This window comes from Streptomyces deccanensis, assembly GCF_022385335.1.
Classification (GTDB): domain Bacteria; phylum Actinomycetota; class Actinomycetes; order Streptomycetales; family Streptomycetaceae; genus Streptomyces; species Streptomyces deccanensis.
This window is the reverse complement of sequence record NZ_CP092431.1, coordinates 3727915-3741599: the sequence shown is the minus strand read 5'-3', so window position 1 is coordinate 3741599 and position 13685 is coordinate 3727915. Positions and strand designations below refer to the sequence as shown.

Genomic DNA, 13685 nt, shown 5'->3' with positions numbered 1-13685 from the left:
GCAGCACAGAAGCCGAGCCCCGGGCCGCCGACCAGCGGCCCGGGGCTCGACTCCTGTCACACGGGTACCGCGCACCCCACCGGCCGGCTGCCGCCCAGCCGCACGTACAGATCGGTGCCGGCCGGACACTGTGCCTCGCTGTCGACGGCCGTCGTCACCTCGTACTCGGGGGCGTTCTTGCCGCCGCCGTCGCAGGCGGTCTCGCGGACCTCGCCCCGGCCGGCGCCGTAGACGCAGTCGCCGACGATGGTGCGGGGGCCGCCACCGCCGCCGGGGTCACCCGGGTGCGGCGGCTGGAGCCCCCGCATGCAGGCGTAGCCCTGCGGTACGGAACCGTCGCCGTCCTCGTCGTAGCCGTCCCGTTCGTCGGTGGACTCGCTGATGTGCAGGACGAAGTCGGTGGTCGGCGGACACAGCGGCCCCTGTCCGACCCGGCCCTCGTGTCGGGCCACGACCCGGGCGGCCGCCCGCTCGCTCGCACAGGGCACCTCGGTGAAGCTGGTCGTCCCGAACGAACTGCACTCGTCGACCCCGAGGAACACCGTCCCGTACCCGGTCGGCCGGGTCGGGGTGCCGGTCGTGGTCGCGGCCGCCCGCTCCTCCGCCCCCTCGCCGACCCCGCCCGACCAGGCCTGGCACCCGGAGAGCGCCGCCACGGCGAGCACGACGGCAGCCAGGAGCACCCCTGTGCACACCTGTCGAACGAGACACACCCCGCGCATGGCCACCCCCCGATGAACCCCCGTCCAGCGTGACCCCACGTCGAGGGCCACGCCAGACATACCGTGCGCTTTGCGCCTGTTGGGGGTGGTGCGCGAGGAGTGCGACGTAGGCCCCGTACGTCAGCGGCCTTACGCCGGGGTCCGCAGGTCAGGGCCGTATGCCGGTGCCGTACGCCGGTCCCGTACACCAGTGCCGTACACGGGTGGCGCGCGTCAGGGTCCGTACGTCAGGCCGTGCCCGATCGGGTACAGCGTCTTCGCCGGTTCGTCGGCCCGCTGCACCGGCACCGGCAGCTTCCCGCGCGGTGCCACCCGCCCGGCCAGGACCCGGGCCGCCGCCCGCACCTCGACGTCCGTCCAGGAGTACGCGGCCAAGTAGCCCTTCACCCGGGTGAGTTGGGCCACGTCGTACGGGTTGCGGATCGCGACGGCCACGACCGGCACCCCGGTGGCGAGCAGTCGCGCGACCAGGGTCCGCTGGGTGCTGTCCGCCGTCACGTTGTACGTCGCCACGACCACCGCGTCCTTGCCCCGGGCCGCCGCCACGGCCTGTTCGACGAGGGCCTCGGTGGGTGCCGTACCGGTCGACAGGCTGGTGGCCGTGAAGCCCAGGGAGGCGAGTTCGGCGGCGAGGACGGCCGTCGGCGGTCCCGTGGTGCCCGACGGGGAGGCCGGGTCGGCGCCCACCACCAGCACGTTCCGGTGCGTGCGCCGGGACAGCGGCAGCAGCGAACCCTCGTTGACCAGGAGGGTGGTGGTCCGTTCGGCGATCCGGTCGGCGGTCTCCAGATGCCGCCGGATCCCCACGACCCGGTCGACACCGGCGTCACTGACGTACGGCCGCTCGAACAGTCCGAGCTTCGCCTTGAGCCGCAGGATCCTCAGGATCGACTCGTCGAGCCGCGCCTCGGTCAGTTCGCCGGAGCGCACGGCGGCGAGGACCGCGTTCCACGCCACGTCGATCGAGGGCGGGTTGAGGAGCTGGTCCACGCCCGCCTTCAGCGCCAGCACCGGCACCTGGTCGTCCCCGTACTTCTCCCGCACGCCCTGCATGCCGAGCGAGTCGGTGACCACGACCCCGTCGTAGCCGAGCTGTTCGCGCAGGATGCCGGTGAGGATCGGGCGGGAGAGGGTGGCCGGGTCGCCGGAGGGGTCCAGCGCGGGGACCATGATGTGCGCGGTCATGATCGAGTCGATGCCTGCGCGGATCGCGGCGCGGAACGGCGGGGCGTCCAGGGCGGTCCACTGCTCCCGGGTGTGCTCGATGACCGGGAAGCCGTAGTGACTGTCGACGGCCGTGTCCCCGTGGCCCGGGAAGTGCTTGGCGGTCGCCGCGACCCCGGCCCCCTGGTACCCCTTCACCTGCGCGGCGACCAGCCCCGCGACCGCGTCCGGGGCGGCGCCGAAGGAGCGTACGCCGATGACGGGGTTGGCCGGGTTGACGTTCACGTCGGCGACGGGGGCGTAGTCCTGGCGGACGCCGATCGCCCGCAGTTCGGCTCCGCCGACGCGGGCGGCCTCGCGGGCGTCCGCGCGGGAGCCGCCCGCGCCGAGGGCCATCGCGCCCGGCAGCAGGGTGGCGGGCTTGCCGACGCGGGCCACGATGCCGTGTTCCTGGTCGGTGGAGACGAGGACGGGCAGGCCCCGGGGGAGGGCGAGGGAGGCCCGCTGGATGCCGTTGGAGAGGGCGGCGATCTGGTGCGGGTCGCGGGTGTTGTGCGCCCAGGAGAAGTAGATGATCCCGCCGACGCGGTACCTCTCCAGCAGCTCGGCGGCCGTGCGGACGCCCAGCTCCTGGAGGTTGGCGTCGATGTCGGCCTGGTCCGGGGCGGTCGCCGAGTGCCCGTAGACCCGCATCACGAAGAGCTGGCCGACCTTCTCCTCGAGGCTCATGCGCGCGACGAGGGCGCGGAGCCTCTTGTCGTCGTGGGGGTGGGGGCCGGCCTGGGCGTCGGTGCCGAGGGCCAGGGCCGAGGTGACGCCTGCGGTGGCGGCGAGAACGGTACGTCTGGTGGGCACGTGCGTCGCTCCTTCCGGAGGACTGAAGGAAACTTCCAAGGTGTCACGATTATCCGGGAAGTTTCTTCCGGTCAAGGGAACGCGACGCGGGTGCAGGGGTGCTGAGGGGCCGTCACCGGCGCTGTGGAGGGGGGCGCGCCGGTGACGGCGTGCGGCCGGCCGCAGGCGGCGGAGAGGGTAGGTCAGCGATCGCAGCCAGCAGCGAGGCCGACACCGCACTGCGGAGACTCATCCGGCGGCATGCGGGTTGGACGGGGCGGGGTGGGTTCGGGTTCCCGGGGAGGGGCGGGTTTCCTGAATTCGGTACGGGTGGGGTGGGTGGGGCGCCTGGGAGCTCGGGGGGTGCCGGTTCGTTGGCGGGTGCGGGTGATTCGTGGTTGCTCGCGCAGTTCCCCGCGCCCCTAAAAGCCCAGGCCCTGCGGGCCTGGAAAGCGGCGGGGCTGCGGCGGTGAAAAGCACGGGGCGCAGCCCCGGCTTTTCAGGGGCGCGGGGAACTGCGCGACCAGCCCCCACGCGCCCGCACTCGCCGACGAACCCGAACCCCCGAGCTATTAGGCGCCCCGGCCCCCACCCCCGTCCCACGACCCGGACACATCCGCACCAACCCCACCCCACGGTTCACCATGACCCGCATGCCCACCGTCGACATCCCCGGTTCCAAGTCCCTCACCGCCCGCGCCCTCTTCCTCGCCGCGGCCGCCGACGGAGTCACCACCCTCGTACGCCCCCTCAGGTCCGACGACACGGAGGGCTTCGCGGAGGGCCTCGCCCGCCTCGGCTACCGCGTCGGCCGCACCCCGGACACCTGGCAGGTCGACGGCCGCCCCCAGGGCCCCGCCGTCAAGGAGGCCGACGTCTACTGCAGGGACGGCGCCACCACCGCCCGCTTCCTGCCGACCCTCGCCGCCGCCGGCCACGGCACGTACCGCTTCGACGCCTCCCCCCAGATGCGCCGCCGCCCCCTCCTCCCGCTCACCCGCGCCCTGCGCGACCTCGGCGTGGACCTGCGCCACGAGGAGGCGGAGGGCCACCACCCGCTCACGGTCACCGCGAACGGCGTCCACGGCGGCGAGGTCGTGCTGGACGCCGGCCAGTCCTCCCAGTACCTGACCGCGCTGCTCCTGCTCGGCCCGCTCACCCGCACCGGCCTCCGTGTCACCGTCACCGACCTGGTCTCCGTGCCGTACGTGGAGATCACGATCGCGATGATGCGGGCGTTCGGGGTGGAGGTCGGCCGGGAGGGCGACACGTACGTCGTCCCGCCGGGCGGCTACCGGGCGACCACGTACCCGATCGAACCCGACGCCTCCACCGCCAGTTACTTCTTCGCGGCCGCCGCCCTCACCGGCGGCGAGGTGACCGTGCCGGGTCTCGGCGCGGGCGCGCTCCAGGGCGACCTGGGCTTCGTGGAGGTGCTGCGGCGGATGGGCGCGCGGGTGGAGGTGGGCGACGACCGCACGACGGTGACCGGCACCGGCGAACTGCGCGGTGTCACCGTCAACATGCGGGACATCTCCGACACCATGCCGACCCTCGCCGCGATCGCCCCGTTCGCCTCGGGGCCGGTGCGGATCGAGGACGTGGCCAACACCCGGGTGAAGGAGTGCGACCGCCTGGAGGCCTGCGCGGAGAACCTCCGCCGCCTGGGCGTGGAGGTGACGACCGGCGCCGACTGGATCGAGATCCACCCCGGCACCCCCCGAGGCGCGGAGATCAGGACCCACGGCGACCACCGCATCGTCATGTCCTTCGCCGTGACCGGCCTCCGCACGCCCGGCATCACCTTCGACGACCCGGGGTGCGTCCGCAAGACGTTCCCGGCCTTCCACGAGGCCTTCGAAGCACTCCCGCTACCCTCCGGAGCATGACCGCCTCCGAGCCCACCATCGTCGCGACCTCGGGCGGCCACCGCATCGGTGACCGCACCCGGGTGACCTTCCATTCGCTCGTGCACCACGCCGTGGAGCTGTCGGGGGTGAACGGGCGGCGGCCGAGGGTCATGTACATCGGTACGGCGATCGGCGACTCCGAGCACATGACCGCGCGCATGAGCGAGGCGGCCCGGGTCGCGGGCTTCGACCTGACCCCGCTCGCGCTCTTCCCGATGCCCAACATCGAGGACATCGAGTCGGCCGTCCTCGCCCAGGACGTCGTCTGGGTCATGGGCGGCTCGGTCGCCAACCTGCTCGCCGTCTGGCGCGTCCACGGCCTCGACGGCATACTGCGCCGCGCCTGGGCGTCCGGCGTCGTCCTGAGCGGCGTCAGCGCGGGCTCCATCTGCTGGTTCCAGGGCGGGACCACGGACTCCTTCGGCCCCCGACTCCGCCCGGTGACGGACGCGTTGGCGTACCTCCCGTACGGCAACGGCGTCCACTACGACAGCGACGCGGGCCGCCGCCCCCTCGTCCACAGCCTCGTCGCCGACGGCACGCTCCCGGAGACGCACTGCACGGACGACGGGGTCGGGCTCGTCTACCGGGGCACACGCCTGGTGGAGGCGGTCGCCGAACTCCCGGACAAGGGGGCGTACATAGTCCGGCGCGAGGGCGACACGGCGGTGGAGGAACGGCTCACCCCCCGCCTCCTGCCCGAGCCGCGCCGATAGCGCCACCCCGCACAGCGTCACGTCGAGAAAGGGAGTGTCCCGCGGTGTCGGGCTCTCGTGAGGAAGAAGAGACCGTGGCGCTCGGCACGCCGTGCCGGGTGGTTCGCGCCATCACGGACGAGGACCTCACCACCCGGGCGTGAACCGCCGCCTCACCACTCCCGGACGCGGCGCCCCGCGCCGTGCGGCTCCTGGCGCGGGCGCCGGGGCTGGGGATCGAAGAAGGACGTGGGGGAGGAGTCGTCGGGGTGCTGGAGCGGCACGTCGGGGCGGTCGCCCCGCCCGAGCTGCCGGGGCTCGGGCCGCTGCCGTTCCGGCTGTCGGCCGGCCGTGCGGTCCCAGTCGCCCTCGCCCAGGACGAGCATCGGGTCGAACATCACGACGACACCCGCGAGAAGCAGGAAGATGACCGGTCCGATGAGCATCGGCAGCAGGATCGTCGTGGGTGACTCACCGGTGAACGTGCCGCCGGTCGTGCCGTGCAGACGCACCCCCACCGCCGCCATCCCGGTGTAGTGCATGCCGGACACGGCCACCCCCATCACCAGGCTGGCCCCCAGGCTCGTCACGAAGCCCCGGATCGACACGGCCGCCCAGAGCGCGGCGGTCGCGGCGACGATGGCGATGCCGATCGAGAGGGCGACGACGGCCAGGTCGTAGTGGATGTAGCCGTGCAACTGGATGGCCGCCATGCCCAGGTAGTGCATCGCGGCCACCCCGAGGCCCGTCACGCATCCCGCCGCACAGAGGGTGGACCTGCTGACGCCGCGGTAGCCCACGGCGAAGACCCCGATGCCGACGACGGTGATGGCGACGGCGAGGCTGAGCACCGTCAGCCCGACGTCGTAGTGGATGGGGCTCTCCTTCACCCGGAAGCCGACCATCGCGATGAAGTGCATCGTCCAGATGCCGCAGCCGATGCTCGCGGCTCCGAGGGCCAGCCAACCGGGTTTCCAGGACCGCTCGTTGTAGACCGACCTGACCACGCAGCGCAGTCCGAGCGCGGAGCCCAGACAGGCCATGACATAGGCGGCCACCGGGGTGACCGCGCCGTAGCTGAAACCGTCGACCGTGCCTTGCATATGCCAAATCCCCCCGATACGTGGCCAGTTGCGCATGGCTGTTCGCGGGAGGCAAGTCTGCTGCAAGCGCGTACTGGAGCGCTCCGTTTTCCAAGAGTTACTGTCGGTATCTGTTCGGCGGGTGATCGGCTTTGGGTGGCTCGATACTGATTCGTGGTCAAAATCCGCAACGCACAAGGCCCGAGCTTGATTTCTCAAGCTCAGGCCAGCGCTTTACGGACAGTCGTGAGGGGTGAGCTTCACGCCGCGTCGTTGAGGAGCCGACCCAGGTGCTCCCGTCCCGCCGCCAGCAGTTCCGGCAGCGGCGCGGCCGCCTCGTACCACCGCTTCTCGTACTCCCAGCACAGCCAGCCGTCCCAGTCCTTGCGGGAGAGCAGTTCGACGCACTCGCCGAGCGGGAGGACCCCCGCGCCGAGCGCGACCGGGGTGGTGTCGTCGGCGGAGGCGATGTCCTTGACCTGGACGTAGCCGAGGAAGGGGGAGAGGGCGGCGTAGGACTCGGCGGGCTGTTCGCCGCCGAGCCAGGTGTGCATCACGTCCCAGAGCGAGCCGACGCTGCCGTGGCCGACCGGGCCGAGCACCCGGATCGCGTCGGCGCCGGTGCGGTGCGAGTCATGGGTCTCCAGCAGGACGCGTACGCCCCGGTCGGCCGCGTCCTCCGCCGCCGTGCCCAGCCGCCGGGCCGCGATCACGTCGGCCTCCTCCGCGCTCTGGCCGCCGGCCAGGTCGGCGCCGGGGAAGACACGGACGAAGGGGGCGCCCAGATCGCGGGCCAGGTCGAGGAGGGCGCGGATCTCGTCCAGTACGGGACCGTCGTCACCCGGCGCGGCGACCCGCGCGTAGCCGGCGACCCCCAGGATCTCCACGCCCGCCGCCTTGAACTCGGCCGCCACCTCGGCCCGTTGGTCGGCCCCGATGCCCGGATGCACCGGCTCCTCGGGGTGGGCACGCAGTTCGACGCCGTGGTAGCCGTGCGTCGCGGCGAGTCGTACGACGTCGGCGATGGGGAGACCGGGGACACCGAGGGTGGAGAACGCGAGTTTCATGCCTTCGGACCGTACACGCCGACCGGGCCGGTACGGCACCCCGCCCGGGGTGGGCCGGGGAGTGGAAGGGAACGGGGGAAGAGGCGGCCCATCTCAGATGTCCCGTCGTTCCAGGGGCTTCGTCGCCGGGCCCTGGATGATGTGGCCCTCGGGGTCGAAGCGGGAGCCGTGGCACGGGCATTCCCACGCGCGTTCGGCGCGGTTGAAGCCGACCAGGCAGCCCATGTGCGTGCAGCGGGCGGAGACGGCGTGCAGCGAGCCCGCGTCGTCGCGGTGGACCGCGCACGGATGCCCGCCGACCCGGACGACCGCGCCGTCCCCGGGGGCGATCGCCTCCACGGAGCCGCCCCCGGCCGCGCAGATCCGGTCGCCGACGAAATGCCGGGCCACCTGAGCCTGGTGCTTGAGGAAACTCGGCGCCTCCCGCACCGCGCTGAGCACCCGGCGCGGGTCGTACAGATCGCTCCACGGCGACTTGTGCCCGGTGATCTGCTCGGCCAGCAGCCGCCCGGCCATGATGCCGCCGCTCATGCCCCAGCCGCCGAACCCGGTCGCCACCCAGCTGGGCCGGCTGCCCGCGTGGAAGGGCCCGACGAGGGGGACGGAGTCGGTGGAGTCGTTGTCCTGCGTGGCCCAGCGGTGGGTGAAGTCGAGGGGGCCGAAGCGTTCGGTGGCCCAGTCCGCCAGCAGCCCGAACCGTTCGTCGACCTCGGCGGTGCCCGGGGTGAAATGCTCCCCGGTGACGATCAGCAGCCGCCGCCCCTCGTCGTACGGGGTGGTCCGCACCGAACGGGTGCGCTGCTCCTGCGTGATGTACATGCCGTGCGGGTCGGCGTCGGCCGGGACCGGCGCGGCGAGGACGAGTTCGCGGCGGGCGGAGAGCCGGGTGAAGAGCAGCGCCCGGTCGAAGACGGGGTAGTGCGTGGCGATCACGACGTCCCTGGCGGTCACCGTGAACCCCGCCTCGGTCGTCAGCCGGCACGGCGTCCCCTCCTTCAGCCGCACCACCCGCGTCCCCTCGTGCACCGCCGCGCCCTGCCGCACCAGATCGTCCACCAGGGCCAGCAGATACCTGCGGGGGTGGAACTGCGCCTGGTCCGCCACCCGCACCGCCCCCGCGACCGGGAACGGCAGCCCCGTCTCCGTCACGAACTCGGCGGGCAGCCCGGCCTCGCGCGCCGCCTCCGCCTCGGCGCGCAGCTCCGCGACACCGACCTCGTCCTCGGCGTACGTGTAGGACGCCGCGTCCTCCCAGTCGCAGCTGATCCCCAGCTCCTCCACCACCTCGGCGGCGTGCCGGATCGCCTCGGTCTGGGACCGCGCGTACAGCGCGGCGGCCTCGGCGCCACGGGTCCGCCGCAGCCGGTCGTAGATCAGCGTGTGCAGCGCGGACACCTTGGCGGTCGTGTGCCCGGTGACGCCGGCGGCGACCCGGTCCGCCTCCAGCAGGGCCACCCGCCGCCCCCGCCGGGCCAGCTCCCACGCCGTACTGATCCCCGCGATCCCGGCCCCCACCACCGCCACGTCGACGACCAACTCCCCGTCCAGCGCCGGGTACGCGCCCTCCTGCGGCGCGCTCTCGATCCAGTACGACTTCTGCGCGGGCTGCTTCTGCTGCATGACTCGGGGGTCCCTTCAGTCGGGCGGCGGTTGGGTGCGGCGGGGGTCGTCGGCGGTGGCGGGGCCGGTGGTCGACCTGCGCTCACCGGCGGCGGCGGGGGCCCGGCGCCGGTGGCTGGTGTCGCACCACGGGTAGATGCGGCTGCGGCGGCAGGTGCACAGGGCCACGCAGAAGCGGTCCGACGACACCGTCGTACCGTCCTCCAACACGACCTCGACGGGCCCCTCGACCAGCAACGGCCCGGGCCGCTGCAGGGCGACGCGACGGCGGTCAGCGGAACCGTTCGGCACGGATGATCACCAGCTCTCCCCTCTCGTCGACGCCACCTCGGAGCGGCGACGTCCTGCGGGTGACGGCGTCCCCCATCCCCGCACCTCCTCAGACCGGCGTGCGGAGCGACGACCGGCCCGTGCGCCACGCGGTGAGGAGGCGGGCGGCGAGGGCGTCCTCCAGGTGGTTGGTGGCGTCGACGCCGAAGGCGACGTCGGCGTCCAGTTGTGGTTCCTCCTCCAGCAGCCCGGCGACGACGTCCCGTCGTACGACCTGCTCGTGCACGGCGTCGGCCTCGACGTGCTCGTCGTAGAAGTGCTCGGCGGCGGGGCCGGCCCCGGTCCGCCGCATGGCGCGGGCGAGCCGGCGGGAGCCGGGGGAGGAGGTGATCTCAACCGTCGCGAAGTGTCCGACGAGGGCACCACGCAGCGCCCGGTGCAGGCCGAAGAGGGACATCAGGTTCACCAGGGCCAGCGCCTCGGCACCGGCGGCGTCGACGTACCGGCCGTACGTCGGGTCGAGCCCCAGGTCGGTCATGAGGTCGGCGAAGAGACGCGCGTGCACCCGCTCGGCCCGGCCCCCGCCGAACTCGTCGAACTCGACGGCGGCCATGCCCGCCTTGGCCCGCCCCCACAGACGGGGCAGCACCCAGGCGTGCGGGTCGGCCTCCTTCAGGTGGTAGAGGGAGCGCTGCGCGGCGTACTCGCGCACCTGCCACAGTTCGCCCTCGTCCTGGAGGAAGTCGCCGACCCCGCCGCCACCGTCGCCGTCGCCCGCCGGTTCCACGAGCAGGTCGTCCAGGGCGTCCCGGGCGCTCACGTGCCGGGTCGCCCGGTCCCGCAGGCTTTCGAGGAACGGCCACTCCAGGGCCGCCCGGCAGCGCAGCAGCTCCGGGTCCCACTCGAGGTCGGCGTCGACGTCGGCGAAGCCTCGGTAGTGCAGTTCGTAGCAGAGGTAGAGCGCGAGCTGGAGATCGTCGCCGAACGGGTCGGCCCCGGCGATCACCCGGCTGTCGGGCGGCGGCCCCGCGCCCCGCAGAAACCGCGTGACGGCAGCCGAGACGGCGCCCCTGCTCTCCGGCAACGCCGGCCCTGCCACCTGGGTCTCCATGCGCGCCGAGTACCCGTGAACCCCGAGCTACTCACCGGCGACCGAGCGAAGGGGGCTCCCCGCACCGGGGAGCCCCCTTCCACTGCCGTCAGCCGCGCCCACGCGTCGGCGTCAGACGCTCGCGCGTCGGCGCACCTGCCCACGCGTCGGCGTCACACGCTCGCGCGTAGGCGGCGTGGCGCGTTCGGCGTCGGCGTCAGATGCCGGCGCGTCGCGCCGGGCGCTGCGCCTCCCGCGTACGCTCCTGCACGCGCTCCTGCGCCTTGCCCTTCACCTTCTTCGCCTCGCCGCGCGCCTGCTGCATCTTGCCCTCGGCCTGCTGCGCGCGATCGCCGGTGACCTTCCCGGTCATCTCCTTGGCCTTGCCCTTGATCTTGTCCATGCTGCCCTTGTCCTTGGCGGCCATGGTTACTCCTTGGTGGGGTGGTGTACTGCCTTGCCCGCCCAACGTACGGCGCACCGGTGACCCTCGCGCGTCGAACGATCACGCTCCGTGACAACACCCGCGACTCCTGCCGACCCGTCGCCCCGGAACTGCCGGCCCCCGAACTGCCGGCCCCAGGAACCGTCGGCCCCAGGAACCACCGACCCCCCGGAGAAGTCCGCGGAAACATGGAGAACTTCTTCTACGGCGTCCTCTTCTTGACCCTCACCCTCGCGCCGTTCGGCACCCCCTTGGTCGTCCTGGCCTCGGCCGTGGCACTGGCCCTGCGCGCGCGACGCGGGTGGCCGGGCGGTGGACGGCGTCGTCTGCCGGACGCCGGTTCGTGTGCGCTGCTCGCGATCGGCGGCGGCGCGGCGGCGCTGGGCGCGTACGCGTACGGCGTGATGAGCGGCTTCTACGTCCTGGACCCGGAGCAGATGTGCACGGCCGCCGGAGCCCCCGGCGACTACGTGGTGACCCGGATGACCCTGCCGGTCAGCGTGCGGTGCGTCACGGAGGAGGGCACGGCGACCGAGCTGGTACCCGGCTGGGTGAACCCGCTCGTCCTCGGCGGCACGGCACTCTGCGCCCTCGCCTTGGCGGCAGCGGCCATCCAGGCGTTCAACGCCACGCGGACTCCCCGGCCGCCCGCGTCCCGTCCGAGCCCGTGAGCGGCGCGGCTCACGGCTTGCGCCCCACCCCGCAGTACGCGTCGACAGCCGAGGCGGCGTCGGCCGGGTTCCTGTGGTCGGGGCGCCACTCGGGCACCCGGACGACGCCCGGGTCCGCCAGGTCGAGGCCGTCGAAGAAGGCGGCGATCTCGGCGACGCTGCGGACGTGGTACGGCACCGCGCCGCTCGCGTTGTACGCCTCCGACGCGGCGATCATGCCCTCGCTCGTGGCGGTGCTGTCGCTGATCACCAGGTGGCTCCCCGACGGCAGGCCCGCCATCAGGCGGCTCACCAGGTCGCGTGCCTGGTCGTGGTCGGCGACATGGCCGAGCGTGTTGAGGATCATCAGACCGACCGGCTGGGAGAGGTCGAGCGTGTCGGCCGCCGCCTCCAGGATGGTCTCGGGGGCGTAGAGGTCGGCGTTCAGGTAGACCGTGCGGCCCTCGGGGGTGCCGGCGAGCAGGGCGTCCGCGTGGGCCAGCACGATCGGGTCGTTGTCGACGTACACGATCCGGGCGTCGGGGGCGGCGCGCTGGGCGACCTCGTGGGTGTTGTCGGCGGTCGGCAGCCCGGTGCCGACGTCCAGGAACTGACGTACGCCCTGCTCGTCGGCCAGGTAGCGGACGGCGCGGCCCAGGAAGTGCCGGCTGGTGACGGCCACGTCGACGAGACCCGGGAAGATCTGCTTGATGTGGTCCCCGATCTCCCGGTCGACCTCGTAGTAGTCCTTGCCGCCGACGAAGTAGTTCCAGAAGCGCGCCGAGTGCGGCTTGCTGGTGTCGATACGGGGGCGGGGCCGGGCACCCCTACCGGTTCCGGTCTCGGTTCCAGTTCCGGTTGCGGTCGAGGGGTCGTCGTTCACCACGGCAGGCCTCCGGTGTTCCGATGTCTCGGTGCTGATGATCAGCACCAACGTAGGTCAACTCGCCTGCTTCACGCCGAAGTTGAGAAGATCCACGCTCGCACACCGTAGGGTTTTGGCCATGTGGGACGCCTGGTTCGACCTGCCCGGTCCGGCCCGGCCCGGACAGCACGCCCCCCACCCCTCATCCCTCCCGAGGCACCCCGCTGGACCCCCGCACCATCAACTCCCCCCGCACCGTGGCGATCCCGCCCGGCGGCGGCTCCTCGCGCCCCATGGCGATCCGCCCGGCCCGCGCCCCCGCGTCCGACAGCGGCAGCCGTACCGTCGTCAGGGCGGGCACCGCGTCGATGCTGAACGGCAGGTCGTCGAACCCGGCCACCGACACGTCGTCGGGGATGCGCAGCCCGGAGTCGCGGAGCGCCGCGCAAGCGCCCAGCGCCACCGTGTCGTTGGCGGCGACCACGGCCGTCAGGGAGGGGTCCCGGCGCAACAGCTCCAGCGTCGCCTCGTACCCGGAGAGCCGGTCGTAGCGGCCGTACACGGTCCATCTGGGGTCGTCCTCGATGCCGGCCGCCGCCAGCGCCGCGCGATGCCCCTCCAGCCGGTGGCGGGTCGTCGTCCGCTCCTCCGGCCCGGCGATGTACCCGAGGCGCCGGTGCCCCAGCCCGATCAGGTGCTCCGTCAGCACCTGGCCGCCGCCCCGGTTGTCGAAGGTGATCGCGATGGCCTCCGGCGTGGGCGGCCGCCCGCACAGCACCACACGCGTCCCGGCCTCCGCCAGCTTCCGCAGCTTGTTGCCGACGGCGGCCAGGTGCGCCGGGTCCTCGATGGCCCCACCGGTCAGCACCACGGCCGCGGCCCGCTGCCGCTGGAGCAGCGTGAGATACGTCAGCTCGCGCTCCGGGGAGCCGCCCGTATTGCACACCACGCCCAGCCGCTCCCCGCCCGCGCGCCCGCCGGGCCCCCCGATCTCGGACTGGATGGCCGCGGCCATGATCCCGAAGAAGGGGTCGGCGATGTCGTTCACCAGGATGCCGACCAGGTCGGAGGTGGCGGCGGCGAGCGCGCTGGCGGGTCCGTTGAGGACGTAGTCCAGCTCGTCGACAGCCTTCAGCACCCGCTCGCGCGTGGACGCGGCCACCGGATAGTTCCCGTTGAGCACCCGGGAGACGGTCGCGGGCGACACCTGAGCACGGGCCGCCACGTCCGCCAGGGTCACAGTCATCGTTTTCTCGTCCTCCGGGTGCGCG

General features: G+C 73.1%; 13 protein-coding genes. 3 read left to right on the top strand and 10 right to left on the bottom strand.

Going from position 1 to position 13685, the window contains the following annotated elements:
- Positions 1 to 56 precede the first annotated feature (56 nt).
- Positions 57 to 722, bottom strand: coding sequence for a hypothetical protein (locus L3078_RS16640; RefSeq protein WP_239754546.1), 666 nt, complete (start codon positions 720 to 722; stop codon positions 57 to 59).
- Between the two features lie 213 nt (positions 723 to 935).
- Complete coding sequence (locus tag L3078_RS16635; protein WP_239754544.1) at positions 936 to 2741, bottom strand: glycoside hydrolase family 3 protein; 1806 nt, start codon at positions 2739 to 2741, stop codon at positions 936 to 938.
- A 632-nt stretch (positions 2742 to 3373) separates the two neighbouring features.
- Between L3078_RS16635 and aroA the strand changes: the two genes are divergently transcribed.
- Positions 3374 to 4609, top strand: a complete 1236-nt coding sequence (gene aroA / locus L3078_RS16630; RefSeq protein WP_239754542.1) for a 3-phosphoshikimate 1-carboxyvinyltransferase — start codon at positions 3374 to 3376, stop codon at positions 4607 to 4609.
- A complete protein-coding gene (locus tag L3078_RS16625; protein WP_239754540.1) occupies positions 4606 to 5346 on the top strand; it encodes a Type 1 glutamine amidotransferase-like domain-containing protein in 741 nt (246 codons plus the stop codon). The genes aroA and L3078_RS16625 overlap by 4 nt, the downstream gene beginning before the upstream one ends.
- A 152-nt stretch (positions 5347 to 5498) precedes the next feature.
- Here the strand turns inward: L3078_RS16625 and L3078_RS16620 are convergent, their stop codons facing one another.
- From L3078_RS16620 to L3078_RS16595, 6 genes are all read right to left on the bottom strand, one after another.
- Positions 5499 to 6428, bottom strand: a complete 930-nt coding sequence (locus tag L3078_RS16620; RefSeq protein WP_239754538.1) for an MHYT domain-containing protein — start codon at positions 6426 to 6428, stop codon at positions 5499 to 5501.
- Positions 6429 to 6667: 239 nt separating this feature from the next.
- Positions 6668 to 7474: a sugar phosphate isomerase/epimerase family protein gene (locus L3078_RS16615; RefSeq protein WP_239754536.1), complete on the bottom strand. Its 807-nt coding sequence runs from the start codon at positions 7472 to 7474 to the stop codon at positions 6668 to 6670.
- Between the two features lie 93 nt (positions 7475 to 7567).
- Positions 7568 to 9094: an FAD-dependent oxidoreductase gene (locus tag L3078_RS16610; RefSeq protein WP_239754534.1), complete on the bottom strand. Its 1527-nt coding sequence runs from the start codon at positions 9092 to 9094 to the stop codon at positions 7568 to 7570.
- Positions 9095 to 9109: 15 nt separating this feature from the next.
- On the bottom strand, positions 9110 to 9385 hold the full coding sequence (locus L3078_RS16605; protein WP_239754532.1) for a CDGSH iron-sulfur domain-containing protein: 276 nt from the start codon (positions 9383 to 9385) through the stop codon (positions 9110 to 9112).
- Between the two features lie 88 nt (positions 9386 to 9473).
- Positions 9474 to 10475, bottom strand: a complete 1002-nt coding sequence (locus L3078_RS16600; protein WP_239754531.1) for an iron-containing redox enzyme family protein — start codon at positions 10473 to 10475, stop codon at positions 9474 to 9476.
- A 196-nt stretch (positions 10476 to 10671) separates the two neighbouring features.
- On the bottom strand, positions 10672 to 10881 hold the full coding sequence (locus tag L3078_RS16595) for a CsbD family protein (RefSeq protein ID WP_239754530.1): 210 nt from the start codon (positions 10879 to 10881) through the stop codon (positions 10672 to 10674).
- A 206-nt stretch (positions 10882 to 11087) separates the two neighbouring features.
- On the opposite strand from L3078_RS16595, the gene L3078_RS16590 reads away from it, so the two are divergent.
- Complete coding sequence (locus L3078_RS16590) at positions 11088 to 11570, top strand: hypothetical protein (RefSeq protein ID WP_239754529.1); 483 nt, start codon at positions 11088 to 11090, stop codon at positions 11568 to 11570.
- A gap of 10 nt (positions 11571 to 11580) precedes the next feature.
- Here L3078_RS16590 and L3078_RS16585 read toward each other — a convergent pair whose 3' ends face one another.
- The gene (locus L3078_RS16585) at positions 11581 to 12432 is read right to left on the bottom strand and encodes an SAM-dependent methyltransferase (protein WP_420864171.1); all 852 of its coding nucleotides are present in this window, start codon (positions 12430 to 12432) and stop codon (positions 11581 to 11583) included.
- A 184-nt stretch (positions 12433 to 12616) separates the two neighbouring features.
- Positions 12617 to 13660, bottom strand: a complete 1044-nt coding sequence (locus L3078_RS16580; RefSeq protein ID WP_239754528.1) for a LacI family DNA-binding transcriptional regulator — start codon at positions 13658 to 13660, stop codon at positions 12617 to 12619.
- Positions 13661 to 13685: the final 25 nt, after the last annotated feature.